At 72.7% G+C, this 19,385-nt stretch carries 19 protein-coding genes and 1 tRNA gene; 5 read left to right on the top strand and 15 right to left on the bottom strand.

Translation table 11 applies throughout. The features are described from left to right. Positions 1-49 precede the first annotated feature (49 nt). The 3 genes from ACZ7RU_RS16320 to ACZ7RU_RS16310 all read right to left on the bottom strand — a co-directional run bounded on the left by ACZ7RU_RS16320 (position 50) and on the right by ACZ7RU_RS16310 (position 5,559). A complete protein-coding gene (locus ACZ7RU_RS16320) occupies positions 50-1,519 on the bottom strand; it encodes a hypothetical protein (protein ID WP_470341613.1) in 1,470 nt (489 codons plus the stop codon). Positions 1,520-1,566: 47 nt separating this feature from the next. Continuing rightward, positions 1,567-3,081: a GT4 family glycosyltransferase PelF gene (gene pelF / locus ACZ7RU_RS16315; protein WP_470341612.1), complete on the bottom strand. Its 1,515-nt coding sequence runs from the start codon at positions 3,079-3,081 to the stop codon at positions 1,567-1,569. 111 nt (positions 3,082-3,192) lie between these two features. Continuing rightward, a complete protein-coding gene (locus ACZ7RU_RS16310) occupies positions 3,193-5,559 on the bottom strand; it encodes a hypothetical protein (protein ID WP_470341611.1) in 2,367 nt (788 codons plus the stop codon). Positions 5,560-5,913: 354 nt separating this feature from the next. Here ACZ7RU_RS16310 and ACZ7RU_RS16305 point away from each other — a divergent pair, with 354 nt between their 5' ends. Continuing rightward, on the top strand, positions 5,914-6,906 hold the full coding sequence (locus ACZ7RU_RS16305) for a tyrosine-protein phosphatase (RefSeq protein ID WP_470341868.1): 993 nt from the start codon (positions 5,914-5,916) through the stop codon (positions 6,904-6,906). On the opposite strand, the gene ACZ7RU_RS16300 is transcribed toward ACZ7RU_RS16305, so the two are convergent. The 8 genes from ACZ7RU_RS16300 to ACZ7RU_RS16265 form a co-directional block, all read right to left on the bottom strand. Next, positions 6,893-7,798 carry an RNA polymerase sigma factor SigF gene (locus ACZ7RU_RS16300; protein ID WP_470341610.1) on the bottom strand — a complete coding sequence of 302 codons (906 nt, stop codon included), beginning with the start codon at positions 7,796-7,798 and terminating at the stop codon, positions 6,893-6,895. The two genes, ACZ7RU_RS16305 and ACZ7RU_RS16300, sit on opposite strands and share 14 nt — an antisense overlap. A gap of 144 nt (positions 7,799-7,942) precedes the next feature. Next, on the bottom strand, positions 7,943-8,788 hold the full coding sequence (locus tag ACZ7RU_RS16295; RefSeq protein WP_387752299.1) for an RNA polymerase sigma factor SigF: 846 nt from the start codon (positions 8,786-8,788) through the stop codon (positions 7,943-7,945). Between the two features lie 316 nt (positions 8,789-9,104). Further along, positions 9,105-9,398, bottom strand: coding sequence for a Dabb family protein (locus ACZ7RU_RS16290; RefSeq protein ID WP_470341609.1), 294 nt, complete (start codon positions 9,396-9,398; stop codon positions 9,105-9,107). Positions 9,399-9,491: 93 nt separating this feature from the next. Next, positions 9,492-9,656, bottom strand: coding sequence for a hypothetical protein (locus tag ACZ7RU_RS16285; RefSeq protein ID WP_470341608.1), 165 nt, complete (start codon positions 9,654-9,656; stop codon positions 9,492-9,494). A gap of 480 nt (positions 9,657-10,136) precedes the next feature. Beyond that, positions 10,137-10,223 (bottom strand) — tRNA-Ser (locus ACZ7RU_RS16280). Between the two features lie 66 nt (positions 10,224-10,289). After that, on the bottom strand, positions 10,290-10,817 hold the full coding sequence (gene tadA / locus ACZ7RU_RS16275; RefSeq protein ID WP_470341607.1) for a tRNA adenosine(34) deaminase TadA: 528 nt from the start codon (positions 10,815-10,817) through the stop codon (positions 10,290-10,292). A 50-nt stretch (positions 10,818-10,867) separates the two neighbouring features. Beyond that, on the bottom strand, positions 10,868-11,428 hold the full coding sequence (locus ACZ7RU_RS16270) for a tRNA adenosine deaminase-associated protein (protein ID WP_470341606.1): 561 nt from the start codon (positions 11,426-11,428) through the stop codon (positions 10,868-10,870). A 334-nt stretch (positions 11,429-11,762) separates the two neighbouring features. Next, on the bottom strand, positions 11,763-11,999 hold the full coding sequence (locus tag ACZ7RU_RS16265; RefSeq protein WP_470341605.1) for a hypothetical protein: 237 nt from the start codon (positions 11,997-11,999) through the stop codon (positions 11,763-11,765). A gap of 163 nt (positions 12,000-12,162) precedes the next feature. Between ACZ7RU_RS16265 and upp the strand changes: the two genes are divergently transcribed. Continuing rightward, complete coding sequence (gene upp / locus ACZ7RU_RS16260; protein WP_470341604.1) at positions 12,163-12,798, top strand: uracil phosphoribosyltransferase; 636 nt, start codon at positions 12,163-12,165, stop codon at positions 12,796-12,798. A gap of 75 nt (positions 12,799-12,873) precedes the next feature. On the opposite strand, the gene ACZ7RU_RS16255 is transcribed toward upp, so the two are convergent. Together ACZ7RU_RS16255 and ACZ7RU_RS16250 are read right to left on the bottom strand one after the other, a co-directional pair. Then, a complete protein-coding gene (locus ACZ7RU_RS16255) occupies positions 12,874-13,548 on the bottom strand; it encodes a LytR C-terminal domain-containing protein (protein WP_470341867.1) in 675 nt (224 codons plus the stop codon). Positions 13,549-13,822: 274 nt separating this feature from the next. Next, positions 13,823-14,119, bottom strand: a complete 297-nt coding sequence (locus ACZ7RU_RS16250; protein ID WP_030061387.1) for a type II toxin-antitoxin system VapB family antitoxin — start codon at positions 14,117-14,119, stop codon at positions 13,823-13,825. Positions 14,120-14,311: 192 nt separating this feature from the next. Between ACZ7RU_RS16250 and ACZ7RU_RS16245 the strand changes: the two genes are divergently transcribed. Next, positions 14,312-15,895 (top strand): helicase HerA-like domain-containing protein, encoded by a 1,584-nt coding sequence (locus ACZ7RU_RS16245; RefSeq protein WP_470341603.1) that lies wholly within the window; start codon positions 14,312-14,314, stop codon positions 15,893-15,895. A gap of 55 nt (positions 15,896-15,950) precedes the next feature. On the opposite strand, the gene ACZ7RU_RS16240 is transcribed toward ACZ7RU_RS16245, so the two are convergent. Together ACZ7RU_RS16240 and ACZ7RU_RS16235 are read right to left on the bottom strand one after the other, a co-directional pair. Then, a complete protein-coding gene (locus ACZ7RU_RS16240) occupies positions 15,951-17,117 on the bottom strand; it encodes a hypothetical protein (protein WP_470341602.1) in 1,167 nt (388 codons plus the stop codon). A gap of 93 nt (positions 17,118-17,210) precedes the next feature. Further along, complete coding sequence (locus ACZ7RU_RS16235; RefSeq protein ID WP_470341601.1) at positions 17,211-17,882, bottom strand: rhomboid family intramembrane serine protease; 672 nt, start codon at positions 17,880-17,882, stop codon at positions 17,211-17,213. 85 nt (positions 17,883-17,967) lie between these two features. Between ACZ7RU_RS16235 and ACZ7RU_RS16230 the strand changes: the two genes are divergently transcribed. Continuing rightward, a complete protein-coding gene (locus ACZ7RU_RS16230) occupies positions 17,968-18,486 on the top strand; it encodes a YbhB/YbcL family Raf kinase inhibitor-like protein (protein ID WP_470341600.1) in 519 nt (172 codons plus the stop codon). Between the two features lie 6 nt (positions 18,487-18,492). Beyond that, entirely contained in the window at positions 18,493-19,380 is an 888-nt protein-coding gene (locus ACZ7RU_RS16225; protein ID WP_470341599.1) for a hypothetical protein, read from the top strand. Positions 19,381-19,385: the final 5 nt, after the last annotated feature.

Below are 19,385 nucleotides of genomic sequence, written 5' to 3'. Positions count from 1 at the left end.
GCGGGTACGACGTGCACGCGAAGGGAGGCGTGCGGGATTTTCGATGTGTTCAGCGGTGCTGGGTGGTACGGCCGAGCGCGGGCCCGGCGAGTGCGGTGAGGACGACGGCGGCCGTCCCGCAGCCGATCAGCTGCAGGACGATCGGGTCCGCACCTGCCAGCAGCCCGGCGCTCTCGGCGACCGCGGCGGCCAGACAGACGAGGGCGGTGCTCCAGCTGAACCCGAAGGCGTTCAGCAGCAGCGCCAGCCAGAGCGAGCCGCCGAGGAGCAGCATCGCGCCGAGCTGCGGTACGCCGAGCGCGGGGGCGCCGGGCCACAGCACGGTCGCGGCGGCGTCCAGCGCGGCCACGGTGGTGAGGTAGATGAACAGGCAGCCGAACAGGATCGCGCCGGTTCGGCGGGAGAACTGGCCGCTGGTGTGGCTGGTGCGCAGCGCGGCCACCGCCAGCGCCCGGTAGCGGAAGAGCAGCCACTCGGCGAGGCCCAGGCTGAGCGTCAGCGCGATCATGGCCGGGCCGGTCGGGGTGGTCGAGGTCTCCTGCGCGGGGTGGCCGCCGGTCTGCACGGCCTGGTGGATGGTCCCGCCGAGGCCGGCGATCAGCGTGAGCGCGCCGCAGGCCAGGCCGAACAGCAGGTGCGGGACCTCCTGGCGGACCGGCAGCCTCAGCTCCCCGGACTCGCGTTCGCCGCCGCGGACGCAGGCCAGCAGCTCCCGGACGGCCAGTCCGACGGCCAGCGCCAGCGAGGCGAGCAGCACGACCGTACGGACCACCTGCGGGACGTCCACCGCCAGCACCACGCCCGCGCCGACCGAGGCCGGGGCCAGCGCCAGCAGCAGGAACTTCTCCCGCCCCAGCACCAGCAGCACGGTGGCCGCGCCGAGGTAGCAGGACTGCCCGGCGGCGAAGTACAGCGAGCCGAGCGGCCCGCCGACCAGGTAGGCGGCGGCCGCCGCGACCAGCGCGCCGAGCGGGGCGCCGACGGCCAGGCAGACCGCCGCCTCGCGGCGGCGCAGCCGGCCCAGCCAGCGGTAGGAGCGGTGCGCCAGCGCCTGGTTGAAGCCCCAGCTGACCAGCGTGGCGACGGACAGCGCGAGCATGCCCGACGGCAGGCCGAAGCGCATCCGGGTGGTCGCGAACAGGTTGGCGCCGAGCAGGTAGCCGAGCCCCGGCAGGGCGAACACCAGGCCGCGCACCACGCAGCGCCAGGGATCGGCCCGCCAGGGGTTGGCGAACTCGGAGCTCGGGCCGGGGTAGCGGCGCTCGACCTTCTCGAACAGCTCCTCGGCGACGGTGAACGCGTCGGGGCGGCCGTACAGCAGGGCGGCCTGCTCGTCCGAGAGGCCGTCGGACTCCAGGAAGGCCGCGATCTCGTACGGATGGACGGCGTCGGCGCAGACGTCGCGCAGGCGCTCGGCGAGTTCGTCCAGCGGGTCCGCGGGGAGGTAGAGCGACTCCTCGGGCTCCGGCTCCGGCGGAGCGGGGCGACGGCGCTTGAGCGGCAGCGTGCGCAGCTGCATGGTGTGCTCGGGCCCGCCTTCACCTGGAATCAGACGCAGAGGACCACTCACGCGCCCACCTCGCTCGGCTCGGGGCGGGCGACGGCCAGCCGCTGGTCCCAGTCGGGGCTGGGGACCTGGTCGGTGACGGCGACCACCCCGCCGGGCATCCAGCGGGCGGTGCCCAGGAGTTCGGTGTAGATGCCGCGGAAGCCGTCGATGTTCTGGCGGAGGGTGAACTGCTCGATCACCCGCAGCCGGGCGCCCTCGCCGAGCCGGGCGCGCCGTTCGGGGTCGCGCAGCAGCTCGATCGCGGCGGCCGCCATCGGTTCGGGTTCGCGCGGGGGGACGACCAGTCCGGTGTCGCCGACGGCCTCCCGGACGCCGCCGACGTCGGTGGAGACGGTCGCGCGGCCGCAGGACATCGCCTCGATCAGGGTGAACGGGAAGCCCTCGCTGATGCTGGAGAGCATGACCACGTTGCCCGCCGCGTACGCGTCGGTGATGTCGGCGACGCGGCCCTCGAAGGCCACCGAGTCGGCTATGCCGAGCTCGGCGGCCAGGGCTATGCAGCCGTCCCGGTACGCCTCGCCGCCTTTGGGGGTGCCGCCGAAGAGCCGCAGCCGTGCCTCGGGGATCTCGCGCTGGACGATGGCGAAGGCCCGGATCAGCGTCTCCAGGTCCTTGATCGGGTCGACCCGGCCGGCCCAGCTGAGGGTGGGCGTCTCGGGTTCGGGGCCGGCCGGCGGGAAGGCCGCCGGGTCCACCCCGTTGTAGACGGTGCGGATGTGCGAGGACGGCGTGCCGCCGCGCTCCTCCCAGCGCCGGTTGTACCGGTTGCCGGGGGTGACCAGCGCGGCCTGCCGGTAGCTCTCCTCGGCGAGCATCCGGTAGAAGCCGAGCAGCAGCGCCTTGACCGGCCAGCGGTACGGGCCGGTGCGGTAGCCGAGGTAGCGCTCGCGCAGGTAGATGCCGTGCTCGGTGAGCAGAAACGGTACGCCGTACTGCTGGGCGGCGATCAGCCCGGGCAGGGTGGCGAGCCCGCCGCTGGCCGCGTGGGCGACGCCGTCCTTGGGCGGCTCGACCGAGAGCGGCCGCAGGGCGTGCTCCAGCAGGTCGGTGGCGTTCAGGGCGTCGTGCAGGGTGGGCCGGGAGACGGCGGTCGGCAGGTAGTCGCGGGTCCAGACCTGCTGGAGGGTGCGCAGCGCCCGCTCGCTGCGCAGCGCCGGGCTGAGCAGCCCGCGCCGGGCGAGGTCGGCGAAGCCGTACAGCTCGGTGCCGAAGTGCGTGGTGTAGACCGGGTCGAGGATGGAGTGCAGGAAGCGCTCGTACGCGTTGAGGAAGCGCCGCATCTCCTTGCCACGGGGCGGCCGGCCTTCCGAGGCCGGCCCCCACAGCGGTGCGGTGGTGACCGACCGCACGTTGGCGGGCAGCTCCCATGCCAGTGGTTCGTGGCCGGTTCCGGTGACGGCGATGACGTCGAACTCGACGTCCGGCATGCCCTGAACGAGCTGGTCGCACCAGACGCTCACGCCGCCGTGCTGGTGCGGGTACGTCCCCTCGGTGAGCAGGGTGACGCGCATTCCTGTCCCCCCTCCTGTTCTTGCGTCGGTTCCGGTCTGGATGACCGGAACGGGTGCCGTGGCGGGGTCGGGCCGGGCGACCGGCCCGACCCCACCAGCGGGTGGTACCGGTTACCGGTTGCCGGGGCGTCCGGTGGTGCTGCTCGGCGTGGCCGTCCCCCCGGAGGCCTTGCCGTTCTTCGTCGCGGCCTTGTCGCCGTGGTGGCCGTTGCCGCCCTGGCCGATGTTGCCAGCGGCGAGGTCCTTGCCGGGCACCGGGGTTCCGCTACCGGGGACCAGGGACGGAGCGGGCCGGCGGGTGGTGTCGCCCGGGCCCGCCGGGACCGGGGTGGCGACGCCCTGCGGGACGACCGTCTTGTCCGCCGGCGCCGGGGCCGGGACGGACTTGGCCGCGACGCTCGGCGCGACGGCGGCCGGGGCGGTCGGCGCGGACGGCAGCTGCAGGGTGACGCTGCTCTGCAGCGCGCCCGGGGCCACCCAACCCGAGAGGGTACCGGCGTAGGACGAACCGAACCCGGTCGTTCCGATGGCCAGCTTCTGAGCGGTTCCGGTCGGCATGGTGGCCTGGACCTGAACGCCGGACGGCGCGTTCACGGTGACGGTGTTGCCGACCCGGTAGGCGGTGACCTGGCCGGCGGCGACCGCCGTGTGCCAGGCCGCGCGGCGCTGGAACTCCAGGCCGGTCTCGCGCTGGCTCAGGTTCACGATCGGGGCGCTGTCCGCGTGCAGCGAGCGGTAGGTGCCGAGGATCTTCTCCAGCACCGGGTACAGGATGCCGTCCTCGGAGAGGTTCGACTGGTGCACGAAGTGCGGCCGGGGGTCGTTGCTCAGCACGTGGCCGAGGTCGATCCGGGCCTCCAGCGGCACGATGTACGACTGGTAGCCGGTGTTGACGTCCAGCGGCTGCGGCAGGCAGGTCGAGTTGGCGTTGTTCTCGCAGACGCCGCTGCCGCCGTTGGCCTTGCTGGTGTAGATCCAGTTGTACTCGTCGGTCTCCTCCTTCGCCGTGCCGGCGTTGTAGAAGACGTTCATCGGGTACCGCGGCACGGTCAGCGTGGAGCTGCCGACGGCGCGCTGGCCCGCCTCGCGGGAGGCGTCGCTGGCGGTGAACTTGATGCCGTGGGCGGCCAGCGCCGGCGCCAGGTTGGGGTTGTCGCTGGTCTCCTGCGGGGCGGTGAGCAGGCCGGAGTGCTCACCGGTGACCAGGGTCTGCGGGTCGAACCGGAGGCCGCGGGCGGTGGCCCAGTCCGCGTTGTTCTTGATCTGGGTGGAGATGGTGTTCTGGTCGACCCAGACCGTGTTGCCGGCGGCGTCCTTGGAGCAGCGCCACGGCACCACCGAGACGTCCTGGACGCAGCCCAGGTACGGGTGGGTGTAGGTGTGGTTGATCCACCGGTAGCTGTTCTGGTCGGTGATCAGCTGGTCCGCCGCGGCGTCCACGGTGGTCTCGTGGTCGGCCTTCCAGTCCTCGCTGCCGCCACCGTTGAACACCATGTCCAGGGTGAAGTTGTTGGCGGTCTGCCACTGCTTGAGGCGCTGGGCCTCGGCCTGGGTCATCCGGATCGGGTGGGCGGAGTCCGGGGTGCCGGGCGGGCAGGTGACGTCGCCGGGGGTGCACTTGAGGACGGTGTCCCAGCGGTCGTCGGCCAGGAAGACGTCGTCCACGTGGGTGGCGAAGTAGTTGCGGTCGTAGCCGAGGTGGACGCCCTGGGTGAGCCAGTCGACCATGCCGCGGGCCAGCAGCCGGTACTGCTGCTGGTACTGGTTGTAGACGAACGTGACGACCAGTTCCTTGCGGCCGTCGTGGGTGTACTCGCCGACCAGAGAACCGCGGGCGGTCGTGTCGGGTATCGGCGCGTCGACCAGGGGCACGAAGGAGGCGCCGGCCGGCAGACCGGCGAGGGGGGTGGCCAGGTAGCCGTAGCTCTCGCTGACGTTCGCGTCGTTGTCCTCGAACGGGACGCTGCCCTTGAGGTACCCGAACGGTCCCGACGTTCCGGCCGTGGTGGTGGCGCCCTGGAATCCGTCGAGGGTGCCCGCGAATCCGGGATTCTGGGCGTAGTTCAGCCCCACCGCCGGACTGGCCCACGTGTACGCGTCGATCTGGCGGACGTTGAATGCGGCTTCGTAGCTCGCGATCGCCGTCATCTCGGCGGCACTGTTGGGGAAGGGGTTTTCGTTGGGCAGCACGATGCCCTGGAACTTCCCGCGGGACTGGCCGTTCACCGTGTCGCTCAGGAAAGCGGAGTTGATGACGGGGCGGTTGGGGTCATTGAGGCTGACGACCTTGTAAGGCGTGCCCTGGCTCTTCAGCTCGGCGGTGATGGCCGCGACGGACGGGCCGCCGTCGTCGATGACCAGGACGGTGAGGTCGATCCTGGGCGGCGCGGTGTCGCCGTGGGCCAGGGTGGTCTGCAAGCCGCTGGCCAGCAGGACTGCCGCCGCGCACGCGGCGACTCTTCGGGTCGCTCGACCCATGGTGATCCTCCCCTTGGGACCGGCGTCGCGCTGCTCCGCGCTCGCCTGCCCGTGTAGCTGTTCGCGGGCAGCAGGCTGCCCGGGCCCATCCTGGTCGAGGGACGGCGGTGCGAGGGACCAATCGGGCGAGAGTGCAGCGAACCTGTTACCAACGTTCATGGCGAAGCCATGAAGGCGCTGATTGTGACCGGAACCGTACCGGCGGCGCAAATAATGAATTGAAAATGAAAAACCGGAAGCTGAGTGCTACAAGCGGTTACCGACGGTGTGGCTCGGCGGGTCGGGCTGGACACCTACACTGTCGTCGTTGCGCATGACACTCTTGCACATCCCGCCGCCCGGTCGGGCAGGTTCATGCAATATCGGGCACCGCTGTGCCATGTGACAGTCCGAATATGCAATGGAGGCGCTCGCGTGGTCGATCAGCATACCGAGCCGGCGGGATTCCGGAGCGTACGGAATGCGTCACCGGAGCCGTACGGAACGCCGCTGGTCGGGCGCAGTCTCGGTTTGCGCGGTGCGCTGAATGCCCGCGATCTGGGCGGGTACCGGGCGGCTGACGGGCGGATTCTCCGGCGCGGGGTGGCCCTGCGCAGCGATGGCCTGAACCATGTCACCGCCGAGGACATCGGCCCGCTCGGCGCGATCGGCCTGCGCAGCGTGGTGGACCTGCGGAGCATGGGCGAGGTCCGCGCGACCGGCCTGGACCGCCTGCCGGCCGGCGTGACCCTCCACCACCTCCCGCTGCTGGCAACGGGTTTCGACGTCTTCCTGCTGGTCCGCGAGGCGCTGGCCGACCACAGCCCGCAGCGCCAGCGGGCGCTGCTCGGCGACGGCCGGGCGGCGGCCCTGATGACCGGCCTCTACCGCTGGTTCGTCACGGACCGGGTGGCGCGCGAGCGCTTCGCGGCCCTGCTGCGCCTGCTGGCGGCCCCGGAGGGCCCGCCGCTGCTGTTCCACTGCTCCGCGGGCAAGGACCGCACCGGCTGGGCCGCCGCACTGCTGCTGACCGCCCTCGGGGTGGACCGCGGGACCGTCCGGACGGACTACCTGCTCACCAACGAGCGCTCCGCCCCGCTGGTGCGGCGGGTGCTGGACGACCTCGGCGGCCGCGGCCTGATGCGCGAGCCCGAGCTGCTGCTGCCCGTCCTCCGGGCCGACGGCGGCTACCTGGACGCGGCCTTCGCCGAGGTCGAGGCCGGCTGGGGCGGCTTCGACGCGTTCTGGCGGGACGGACTCGGACTGGACGACGAGGTGCTGGCCGGGCTGCGCGCCAACCTGCTGGACGACCCGGTGGCCGGGCCGGGCGGCGGCCCGGCCACCGGCGGCCGGCTCAGCCCTCGTTGATCAGCCCCTCGCGCAGCTGGGTGAGCGTCCGGGTGAGCAGCCGGGAGACGTGCATCTGGGAGATCCCGATCTCCTCGCCGATCTGCGACTGGGTCAGGTTGCCGAAGAACCGCAGCATGATGATCCGGCGCTCGCGCGGCGGCAGCTTGGCCAGCAGCGGCTTGAGCGACTCCCGGTACTCGACGCCCTCCAGCGCGAGGTCCTCGTAGCCGAGCCGGTCGGCCAGCGGCCCGTCGCTGTCCTCCTCGCCGGTGCTGGAGTCGAGCGAGCTGGCGGTGTACGCGTTGCCGACCGCGAGGCCCTCGACCACGTCCTCCTCGCTGACCCCCAGGCAGACCGCCAGCTCGGCGACGGTGGGGGAGCGGTCCAGCCGCTGGGAGAGGTCGTCGCCGGCCTTGGTGAGGGCCAGCCGCAGCTCCTGGAGCCGCCGGGGCACCCGGACCGACCAGCTGGTGTCCCGGAAGAAGCGCTTGATCTCGCCCACCACGGTGGGCATCGCGAAGGTGGGGAACTCCACCCCGCGCTCCGGGTCGAACCGGTCGATCGCCTTGATCAGGCCGATGGTGCCGACCTGGACGATGTCCTCCATCGGCTCGTTGCGGCTGCGGAAGCGCGCCGAGGCGTACCGGACCAGCGGCAGGTTGAGCTCGATCAGGGTGTCGCGCACGTAGGTGTGCTCGGCGCTGCCGGGCTCCAGTGCGGCCAGCCGCAGGAACAGCGAGCGGGAGAGCGTCCGGGTGTCCAGCGCGGAGCCGGGCGGCGTCTCCGGTGCCGCGTCGGGGCCGGGCGGCCGGACCGGTTCGACCCGCTGCCGCGGGACCAGGTCCTCGACGACGGCCGTGCCGTCGGCCTGTCCAGCGTGGATCTCCGCAGTGGCCGACTCTCCGGACATGCACCCACCCCCTTGTGACTGTCAGCAGAACGGGGGCCGTCGCGCGGAGGTTCCCGGCGAGGGCCTTCCCCCTCCATACCGGAACACGGTCCACGGCAAACCCGAACGTCGCAAGATGTCACGCGGGGGTAACTGGCTGCAATCTCACTCTTCCCAGGAGTTGCCGGTCCGAAGCCTGGTCAGGATCCGGGAGAGCAGCCGGGACACGTGCATCTGGGACATCCCCAGCTCGGTGCTGATCTGGGACTGGGTCAGGTTGGCGAAGAACCGCAGCATCACGATCCGCCGCTCCCGCTCGGGGAGCTGGACCAGCAGGTGGCGGACCATGTCCCGGTGCTCGACCTCGGCCAGCGCGGAGTCCTCGTAGCCGAGCCGGTCGAGCAGCGCCAGCCCGCCCTCGTGCTCCTGCGCGGCCTCCAGGGAGGCCGCGTTGTAGGCCCGCCCGGCGTCCAGGCAGGCCCGCACGTCCTCCTCGGGGATCCGCAGGCTGGCGGCGATCTCGGGCACCTTGGGGGCCCGCCCGTGCAGCACCGTCAGCTCCTCCATGGCGCCGCTGACCTGGACCCAGAGCTCCTGGAGCCGGCGCGGGACGTGCATGGTGCGGACGTTGTCCCGGAAGTAGCGCTTGATCTCGCCCAGGATGGTCGGCAGCGCGTAGGTGGGGAACTGGACGCCGCGGCCGGGGTCGAAGCGGTCGATCGCGTTGATCAGGCCGATGGTGCCGACCTGGACGACGTCCTCCATCGGCTCGCTGCGGCTGCGGAAGCGGGTGGCCGCGTAGCGGACCAGCGGGATGTTCACCTCGATCAGGGCGGCCCGGACCCGCTCCCGCTCGGGGGCGTCCGGGGGCAGCTCGGCGAGCCGCTCGAACAGCACCCGGGTCAGCGTCCGGACGTCCACGGCGGGGCGGCCGCCGGGGCCGCGCAGCCGGTCCGGGCGGAGTTCGCCGGCCGGGCTGGTGATCGCAGCCAGCACTTCGTCCACGGACATCTCACCCCTCCCAAAGTCGTCAACGGCGGTCCCTGCGGAGCGGGTGTCGCGGCTGGTTCACTACCTCGCCATGTCCGGCAAAACCGGTCATAGCATCACAAGGTGGGCACACGTCGGGCAAGCACCCGACGGAGGTGTGTTGGTGGGGCGTTCAACCTTTCCCGGGCCGGCCGGCGAAGCGCCGCAAGGGTCGTTCCGGGACAGAGCAGGGCGCCCCGTCCGGAGGTCGGACGGGGCGCCGCGGTCCGTCCGGGGGAAGGGCCCGGGGGTGGGCTTCGGACGGGCTGGGTCGGACGGGTCGGAGCCGGACGGGTGCTCAGACCTCGACGTCGGCGATCACCCAGGTGGCGAACTCGCGCCAGAGGTCGGCCGCGGCCTGGTGGTCCGGGTGGGTCAGGTAGGCCTGGAGGGCGTCGCGGTCCTCGACCAGGCTGTTGATCGCGTAGTCGTACGCGATGTCGCGCTCGGTGGTGTTCCAGCCGCACTCCCACTCGCGCAGCTCGGGGATCACCGCGCCGAGCGCGTCGAAGGCCTTGGCGCCGGCGAGCACGCGCTCTTCGTCCTTGCGGACGCCTTCGTTGAGCTTGAACAGGACCAGGTGCCGGATCACGATTGCCGCTCCTCGCGGACGGGGACAGAGGGTCGCGCTCACCGTAGCCGGTGCGCGGGGCCGGTTGTCATCCGGAGGGGAGGAGGCCGTCCGTCACTTGATCAGACCGGTCATGAAGGTGCCGACCGCCTTGGCCGCGTTCGAGATCCCCTCGAACCCGAGCTGGACCAGCTCGGCGGACCGGGAGGGCGAGGTGATGATCGAGTAGAGCACGAAGACGAGCAGAAGGATCGTGCCGATCTTCTTCGCCTGCGCCATCGGGTGACCTTCCTCCGAGCTGTGGGCCGCCGCCTTCCGGTCCCCGAGCGGCCTGCAGGGGCAGCTTATCCACCCGGACGGGCTATCAAGTGTGCGACGCGTTCGGCCGGCGGGACGAAGGTCCCCGCGAGTGGGGCCTTTCTCCGGGGGCCCGGCCGCGGCCCGGGCGGCAGGATGGAGGACGTGTCGAGGATCTGGCAGGAATCCCCGGCACGTGGATCCGGAGCTCCCCGCTGTGGGACCGGTCGCCGCGGCTTCCCCCCGACGCGGCGCCGGTTGTGGGACTCCGTGGGGGGAGCGGTCAGTCCCCCCGAGCCGCTCCCCCTCCAGGCTCCGTACGGACCGGGCACCGGTGGTCATCAGCCCGGCGTACGGAGCCGTTCCTCGTGCCCGCGCAGGCCCGGCACCGGGCGTGAGTCGCGCCTGGTGCACAAAACGCCGAGGGCCCGTCCGGATCGGACGGGCCCTCGGGCTTTCGAGCGGTAGCGGTGGGATTCGAACCCACGGTGGAGTTGCCCCCACACACGCTTTCGAGGCGTGCTCCTTTGGCCGCTCGGACACGCTACCGAGAGGAACTCTACCGGAGGTGTGGCGCAGTCACGAAATCCGTACCGCTACGGCGATCGGCGGGCCTCAGCGGTGGGTGTCGAAGAAGGCGCGCAGCTGCTCGCCGCACTCGTCGGCGAGGACACCCCAGATCACCTCGGGGCGGTGGTTGAGCCGGCGGTCGCGCATCACGTCGAAGAGCGAGCCGGCCGCGCCGGCCTTCTCGTCGAGGGCGCCGTAGACCACCCGGTCGATCCGGGACAGCACGATGGCGCCGGCGCACATGGTGCACGGCTCCAGCGTGACGACCAGCGTGCAGCCGCTCAGCCGCCACTGCCCGGTCTTCTCGGCCGCCTGCCGGATCGCGACCACCTCGGCGTGCCCGGTCGGGTCGCCGACCGCCTCGCGCTCGTTGTGGCCGCGTCCGATCACCTCGCCGTCCGGGTCCAGGACGAGCGCCCCGACCGGTACGTCCCCGGTGGCCGGCGCCAGCGCGGCCTCGGCCATCGCGAGGCGCATCGGCGCCGCCCAGCGGTCGCGGACCGGGTCGGGGCGGACGGGGGCGGGCAGCGGGGTGACGGGCGGGACGGTGAGTGGGGTGGATGCGGGCTGCATGGCATCCAGTGTCGGGTATCCGGTGGAGGACACCGGCATGACCGACCCCGCTACCGGACGGCCTCCAGGACCTCGCCGCAGCCCAGGGCCTCGGCGATCTCCTCCAGGGCGTCGCCCGGCACCGCGCCCTCGCCGCTGAGCGCGAGCAGCGCGTCGGAGGCGAAGCCGAACTCGGTGAGCAGGTGGGCGTCGCCGAGCGGGCCGACCGGGACGCCGCCGCGGGCGTCGGCGTCCTCCTCGTCCCGCTCCTCGGCCTGCTCCTCGGTCTCGTCCAGCAGGTGGTCCAGGTCGCCGAACTCGCTCTCGCCGGCCTGGTCGACCAACTCGTCGGTGAGGACGGAGCCGTAGGAGCTGCGGGCGGCCGCGGCGCCGTCCGACACGAAGATCCGCGGGTCCTCCTCGCCGTCCACGCGGACGACGGCGAACCAGACGTCCTCCTGTTCGATGAAGATCAGGACGCTGTCGTCGTCCTGGGCGGCGTCGCGGGCCAGATCGGTCAGATCGGCCAGGGTTTCGACGTCGTCGAGTTCCGTCTCGCTCACATCCCACCCGTCCTCGGTGCGAGCAAGCACTGCAGCGAAGTACGCCACCAGGGACACTCCCAAGATCATCGGCCTCGGCTGTCGGCGCGTACGGGCAACGCGGTAATCCGGCCGCCCCCGCGCCAGAGGCGGCCCGCTTGTTCGGACCGTCCCATCGGAATCGTGACAGAAAGCCCGCCCTCGCGGGGGGTGTTCGGCAGCGCGTCTTTGCAGGTCGTGTCGGAAGGACCGGGTGGCGGACGGCGAAGCCGCGGCGGGCCGGTCCGAGGCCGGTCGAAATTTGCTCCGAACGCCCGTCGGGGTCGTGGCGGGCCGTTTCGCGGGCCGCCCCGGGTGCTGCGGGGCGCGCGTCAGGAGCGCGTCGGGCGGTGCGGGGCGGTGCCCGGGCCTCGTCCGGGCCGGGTCAGATCCGGAAGGTCCGCATCCGCATCGCCTCGCGCATCCGCCGCTCCTTGGTCCGTCGGGGCTGCACCCGCTCCCGGAGCTCGCGGGCCTCGGTGAGCTCGCGCAGGAAGACGGCCCGCCGCTTGCGGCGCTCCGCCTCGGTCTCCGGGTGGTCGTACGGCGGGCCCGGGCTGCGGCCCGTCCCGTCGACGGGCTCGTCCTTCGAGCCGTCCCCGGCGTTCGGGTTGCTCGTCATAAGAGGTGACATTCCCCGAACGGCCCGGTTGATACCACAGGGGGCAGTTCCGTCCGGACATTCGCGGTGGGTCACGGCGTGTCACGGGAACGTCACCCGGACCGGCGCGCGGCTGGGGCACGGCGGGTCGTACACCCGTCCAGGACCGGGCTAACCTCGGTACATGCGTCTCCACGTCGTCGACCACCCCCTGGTCGCCCACAAGCTCTCCACCCTGCGCGACGAGCGCACCGACTCGCCGACCTTCCGTCGCCTGACGGACGAACTGGTGACCCTCCTCGCCTACGAGGCCACCCGGGACGTCCGCACTGACGAGGTGGAGATCACCACCCCCGTGGCGGTCACGCTGGGTACCCGGCTCAGCTACCCGCGACCGCTGGTGGTCCCGATCCTGCGGGCCGGCCTCGGCATGCTGGACGGGATGACCCGTCTGCTGCCGACCGCCGAGGTGGGCTTCCTCGGCATGATCCGCAACGAGGAGACCCTGGAGGCCTCCACCTACGCCACCCGGATGCCGGACGACCTCTCCGGCCGCCAGGTCTACGTGCTCGACCCGATGCTGGCCACCGGCGGCACCCTGGTCGCCGCGATCAGGATGCTGATCGAGCGCGGAGCCACCGACGTCACCGCCGTGGTGCTGCTGGCGTCCCCCGAGGGCGTCGAGGTGATGCAGCGGGAGCTGGCGGGCCTGCCGGTCACCGTGGTCACCGCCGCCCTGGACGAGCGGCTCAACGAGAACGGCTACATCGTCCCCGGCCTCGGCGACGCGGGCGACCGCCTGTACGGCACGGCCGGCTGAGCCTCCCCACCCGAACCACCGAACACCGAGAGCCCCCGGCACTGCGTCTGCCGGGGGCTCTCGGTGTCCGGTGCCTCAGCAGCTGCCGGTGGCGGTCGGGGTGGGGGAGGGCTTGGTGGCCAGGGCGAGGGCGGCGGCCGCCTGGGTCTCGTCCAGCAGGGCGTTGTAGCTGTCGCCGATCACGAAGTCCACGGTGGCGTCGGTGCGGGCGTCGGCGGTGACGGCGGCCCCGGCGATCTGCGAGCCGACCAGCGTGCCCGCGCCGGCGCCGGCCGGACCGGCGATCACCTGGGCGGTGCCGGGCACCTTCTTGTCCAGCTCGGCCGGGGCGTTGCCGACCTTGCCGATGACGAAGCCGCGCTTCTTGAACTCCTCGGCCGTCCGGCCGGCCAGACCGGCCTTGGTCGTGGCGTTGTAGATGTTCACGGTGACGGCGGCGGGCTGCGGGACGGCGTGCGGGTCGCCCTGCGCGGCGGCGGGCGCGCCGGAGGCGCCCGGGGTGGCCCCCGGGGTCGGGGCGGCCAGCGCCTTGCCGGACGGGGTCGCGCAGGCCTGGGCCGAGGCGTTCTTGTTCCTGCCGGTGAAGATGTCGTACAGCTGCACGCCACCGAGACCGATCAGGGCCAGGGCGAGCAGGCCGGCGAGCGCGGCGATCACCTTGCGGCTCTTCTTCGGGGGCCGGCCCAACCGCGGGTAGGTGTTGCCGGTGACCCGGTACTGCTTCCCCTTGAGGCCTTGGGGAGTCAACATGCTCACGGTTTGTCTCCCCCTCGTGCCGGGGCGGGGTCGGGATGACGGATCGGCCGGGTGGGGACTTCCCCCGCTGCGGGCGGAATCCCCTGGTCGCGGCCGTAGTCAGCAGCGTAGTGCCGTACGGCCTCGAAGGTACTAAACGATCATCATCTGGCGTACCCCGGTACCCGAACGGGGGTACCGGGGTACGCGCGGACCGCCCTCCGCCGGGTGGCGAGGGGGCGGTCCGGAAAAGCCCGTGGCGGTCCGACGGTCCCGGTGGCGGGGGCCGTCACTCCATCTCGAGGACGCGGGCGTGCAGCACCTGGCGCTGCTGCAACGCGGCCCGGACGGCCCGGTGCAGGCCGTCCTCCAGGTAGAGGTCGCCGTGCCACTTCACCACGTGGGCGAAGAGGTCCCCGTAGAACGTCGAGTCCTCGGCCAGGAGGGTTTCGAGGTCGAGTTGCCCCTTGGTGGTCACCAGCTGGTCGAGTCGCACCGGGCGCGGGGCGACGTCAGCCCACTGGCGGGTGCTCGTCCGGCCGTGATCCGGGTACGGCCGCCCATTGCCGATGCGCTTGAAGATCACACGGAAAGCCTACCGTTTGGGCGGCGGATGGCGCAGCAGCCGCGGCGCCGCCACGCGCGCCGGTGTGAACTGCGCGTGGACGAATGCGGCTGTTTGATGGGAAATGTCGCGAACATCGCCCGGTGCCGATCGGGTTCCGAGCCGATGCCGAACCGTTCCGAAGCGTTCCGATCCGCTCAGGAGTGTGCACCGATGTCCTCCGACCTCACCCCGCCGGCCGTCCGGGAGATCGCCGACGGGTACGCCTTCACCGGTCCCGCGCTCGAACTCGGCGCGGTGCTGCTGGACGGCACCGCGTACCCGGACGCCCGGGTGCGCATCCCGCTGGGCGTGCTCAACCGGCACGGGCTGGTCGCCGGGGCCACTGGCACCGGGAAGACCAAGACCCTCCAGCTGATCGCCGAGCAGCTCTCCGAGCAGGGCGTGCCGGTGTTCCTGGCCGACATCAAGGGGGACGTCTCCGGCGTCGCCGCGCCCGGGACGCCGAGCGAGCGGACCGCCGCCCGGGCCGCCGAGGTGGGGCAGCAGTGGGCGCCCCGGGGCTGCCCGGCTGAGTTCTACGCGCTCGGCGGGCAGGGTACGGGCATCCCGATCCGGGCCACCGTCACCAGCTTCGGGCCGCTGCTGCTGGCCAAGGTGCTCGACCTGAACGAGACCCAGGAGTCCTCGCTCAGCCTGGTGTTCCACTACGCCGACGGCAAGGGCCTGGAGCTCTACGACCTCAAGGACCTCACCGCGGTGATCGCCTTCCTCGCCTCGCCCGAGGGCAAGGAGGAACTGCGGACCATCGGCGGGCTCTCGGCGGCCACCGCCGGGGTGATCCTGCGCGCGCTCACGGTGCTGGAGAACGAGGGTGCCGGGGCGTTCTTCGGCGAGCCCGAGTTCGACACCGCCGAGCTGCTGCGGACCACCCCGGACGGCGGGGGCGTGGTCTCGGTGCTGGAACTGCCCGCGGTGCAGGACCGGCCGCGGCTGTTCTCCACCTTCCTGATGTGGCTGCTCGCCGACCTCTACCAGGAGCTGCCCGAGGTGGGCGACCTGGACAGGCCCAAGCTGGTGTTCTTCTTCGACGAGGCGCACCTGCTGTTCAAGGGCGCCTCCAAGGCCTTCCTGGAGGCGATCACCCAGACCGTGCGGCTGATCCGCTCCAAGGGCGTCGGCATCTTCTTCGTGACCCAGACGCCGCGGGACGTCCCGTCCGACGTGCTGGCGCAGTTGGGCAACCGGGTGCAGCACGCGCTGCGCGCCTTCACCCCGGACGACGCCAAGGCGCTCAAGGCCACCGTCTCGACCTTCCCGCGCTCCTCGTACGACCTCGGCGCGGTGCTGACCTCGCTGGGCACCGGCGAGGCCGTGGTCACCGTCCTCTCCGAGAAGGGCGCGCCGACGCCGGTCGCGGCGACCAGGCTGCGGGCGCCGCGGTCGCTGATGGGGCCGATCGAGGCGGCGGACCTGCGGGCGGTGGTGGACGCCTCGCCGCTGACGGCGCGCTACCGGGACGCCGTCGACCGGGAGTCGGCGTACGAGAAGCTCGCGGCGCGCGCACCCCGGCCGGAGGCGGCGCCGACCGGGCCCGAGCCGGCCGAGCGGCCCGCGCCGGGGCGGGGGGATCGGGCGGAGTCGGGGGAGCGGGTGAGGGAGCAGTCGGGTGCGGGCGGGCTGCTCGGGTCGCTGCTGAACAACCCGACCGTGAAGTCCTTCGCGCGCTCGGCCGGGCGGCAGCTCGGGCAGGAGATCTCGCGCAGCCTGTTCGGGACGTCCAAGCGGCGTCGCTGACGGGGCGGTCGGCGGGGCGTCGGTGGGGCGGTCGGCAGGCCCGGTGCCGATCCGGTCAGCCGGCGAGCGCGGCGCCGATCCGGTCCAGGGAGGACAGCCGCATCAGGCCGTAGTGGTAGAACTCCACCTCGGGGACACCGAGTCGGCGCAGCACGGCGATCTTGGCGGCGAGGTTCGCCGGGCCGTCGCAGTCGGAGGACATCGGGCGCATGATCACCGCCATGGACCGCGGGTGGACGCCGTGCAGGGCGAAGGCGGCGATCTTCTCCCGGACCGCCTCCGGGGTCCTCACGTAGCCGAGGGTCTCGATCTGGTCGGTGACCAGCGCGAGGGCCGGGAGGTCGATGCCGGAGAGCCAGCCGGTGCCAGGGCCGCCGCCGTCCATGAAGCTCAGCCGCATGCCGTGCCGGCGGGCCTGCTCGGTGAGTTCGGCGGCGAGCGAGGTGACGGTGGCCGCGGAGGCGTCCACGTAGGCGGCGAAGGCGCCGTCGGCGAGGGCGCTCAGGTCGGCGGGCTCGGCGGCCGCGGACTCGTCGGCCAGCCGGCGGCGCAGCTCGGTGCGGACCGCCTCGGCCACCTCCTCGGCCGGGACGCCGGCACCGGTGGCGGCGGCGCGGCAGTGCGGGCAGAAGCAGACCCCGAGCAGCGCCTCGGCGCTCGGGCCCAGCTCCTCGAAGTAGCGCTCGTGGTGGTAGCCGTGGCGCAGGCCGTGGAAGTGCAGGGACTCGGCGCGGATCGCGTCCACGCCGTACCGGGCCAGTTCGGCGACCAGGGTCAGCGCGTACTCCCGGACCTCCGGGTTCGCCGGGCAGAGCTCGGTGAGGTGGCGGTCGCCGAAGGCGTTGGCCGGGGCGCAGTCGGGGTGGGCGAAGCCGAGCCGGTCGTTGTGGCAGAAGACCGTCCAGGCGTGCAGGTTCAGGCCCTGGCGGCGGGCCTCCTCGGCGGCCTCGGCGAAGGGGTCGCGCCCGCCCAGCGCGGTGGACGGGACGGGGGCCAGGCGGCGGCCCCGCCAGCGGACCGGGTCGGGGCGGAAGTAGGCGGCGCCCGGCTCCAGGTAGCGGACCACCCGGCGGGGGTTGTGCGGGAAGACGTCGCGGGCCTGGTGGTAGACCGAGGCGAGGGTGACGCCGCCGACCCCGGCGCGGTCGGCGAGGTTGCCGAAGAAGGTGTCGGCGCCCTCGTCGAGCAGGTCGGTGGCGAAGGCGAGGACGGACGACTGCACGGTGCGGCTCCGGAGCTGGGAGGGTGAGCGATCCACGCTAGCCGCAGGGGTGGGATTGGTCTATACCTGATGCTCCGGACGCGGCGGACGGCCTCAGAGGCCGAGCTCGTCCAACTGCTTGAGCAGGGCGGATCCGGGGCTGTCGGGTGCGGTCGCCTGCGGGACGGTCGCCGGCGCGGCCTTCCGGGCGGCCCGCCGCTCGCGGAGCAGCACGGCGGCGGCCAGTCCGCCGATCAGCCCGCCGAGGTGGCCCAGCCAGCTGACGCCCGGGGTGACCGGCAGCACCCCGATCAGGATCGTCGAGTAGACCGCCGCGATGACGACGCCGACCACCGCGTCCAGCACGTTGCGGTCCAGGACGCCGCGCAGCACCACGTAGCCCAGATAGCCGTAGACCATGCCGCTCGCCCCGGCGGTCACCGTGTTCGGGCTCTCCAGCAGCCAGACCAGCAGCCCGCCGGACACCAGGATCACCAGGCTGGCCAGCAGGAACTTCTTCATGCCGCGGTACGCGGACAGGAAGCCGAGCACGAACAGCGGCCAGGAGTTGGCCTCGATGTGGCTCCAACTGAAGTGCAGGAACGGCATGGTGAACATCTCGGGGAGGTCCCCGACCTGCTCCGTGCGCAGGCCGAACTCCCGCGACAGCCCGTAGTCGTCCAGCCAGTTGACCACCTGCACCGACCAGATGACGGCCTGGATGCCGAGCATGGTGAACAGTGCGCGACGGGAATCGGCGAACAACTGGGCGAATTTGGCGGCCATGGCACCGACTGTAGGGGCGCCGGGATCGGCCGTGCACCCCATTACAGTGACTCGTGTCATTCCGACCGTGAGAGGTGACCACCCCATGAGTGTTCGTCCGCCGCTGCCGTACGAGTTCCTGCCGCAGGTGCCGTCCTTCCAGCTCAGCAGCCAGGACCTCACCGAAGGCGGCACGCTGGGCCAGGAGTTCGTCCACGCCGGCGGCAACCTCTCGCCGCAGCTGGCCTGGTCGGGCCTGCCGGAGGGCACCCGGAGCATCGCGGTCACCTGCTACGACCCGGACGCGCCGACCGGCTCCGGCTGGTGGCACTGGCTCGCCCTCAACCTGCCCGCCGACACCACCGGGCTGCCGCGCGGCGCCGGCTCCTCGGACGCCGGCCTGCCCGGCGAGGCCTCCTTCCACGGCCGCAACGACTTCCCGGGCAACCGGTACGACGGCGCCGCCCCGCCGCCCGGTGCCCCGCACCGGTACGTCTTCGCGGTGCACGCGCTGGACGTGGAGAAGCTGGACGTCGCCGCCGACACCCCGCCCGCCCAGGTGGGCTTCAACCTCACCTTCCACACCCTGGGCCGGGCGCTGCTGACGGCCGAGTACGGGGTCTGAGCACTGGTGACGCCTGATCGTCCGGTCGAGGTCTGGCGGCTGCCCGAGGAGGACGTCCGGGCGGGCCGCCGGGCCCCGACCTGGACGGTCGGGCCGCAGGGGCAGCTGGCCGTCCTGCTGGTACCGGAGCGGTGCCTGGCGCCGGTCGGCTCGTGGCCGGCCGCCCGGCTGCCGTTCGACGGCGAGGTGGTGGTGCACGGCCCGCACGGCGAGTGGCGGGTGCCGCTCGCCGGGGCCCAGGTCTCGCCGGACCTGCTGGCGCTGCTGCCCGGCGGGCGGGTGCTGCTGGCCGGGCGCCGGGCGGAGGAGACTGCGGACGGCTGGGAGCACAACGGCCAGGTGTTCGGCGCGGACGGCCGACCGGCCCGGGAGCTGCAACTCGGAGACGACGTCCAGGCGTTGATCACCGACCGGGACGGCCGGATCTGGCTGGCCTTCGGGGACGAGGGCAACTACGGCGACAACCCGCTCGGCCGGTGCGGCCTGCTCGGACTGGACACCGCCGGGCGGACCGTCTGGCGGCCGGACCTCAAGGCGCTGGGCGACGAACCCCTGGAGGGCCTCGCCGCCGCCACCGAGGGACGGCGGGCCTGGCTCGCCTGGTACGGGGACCGGAGCCACCTCACCGGCATCGACCCCACCGGGGACGAGCCGGTCGTCATGCGGCTGCCGGCCCGGCAGCCGGTGGGCTTCGCGATCGCCGGGGACCGGGCCGTGTTCCTCCAGCCCGACGGTGAGCTGGTCCGGTGCGAACGGGAGAGCCGGAAGGGCTGGCGGGAGGTGCGCCGCGAGCGGGTGGCCGCCCCGGGGGACCTCGACCGGGAGCGCGCGTACGGCCGGGACGGCGTGCTCTGGTTCCGGTCCGGCGACGGCTGGTTCCGGGTGGCGGCCTGACCCCC

It is taken from the genome of Kitasatospora sp. NPDC114501 (genome assembly GCF_055633695.1).
Note: the sequence above shows the minus strand (reverse complement) of the source record. Positions and strands in the feature narration are given on the sequence as shown.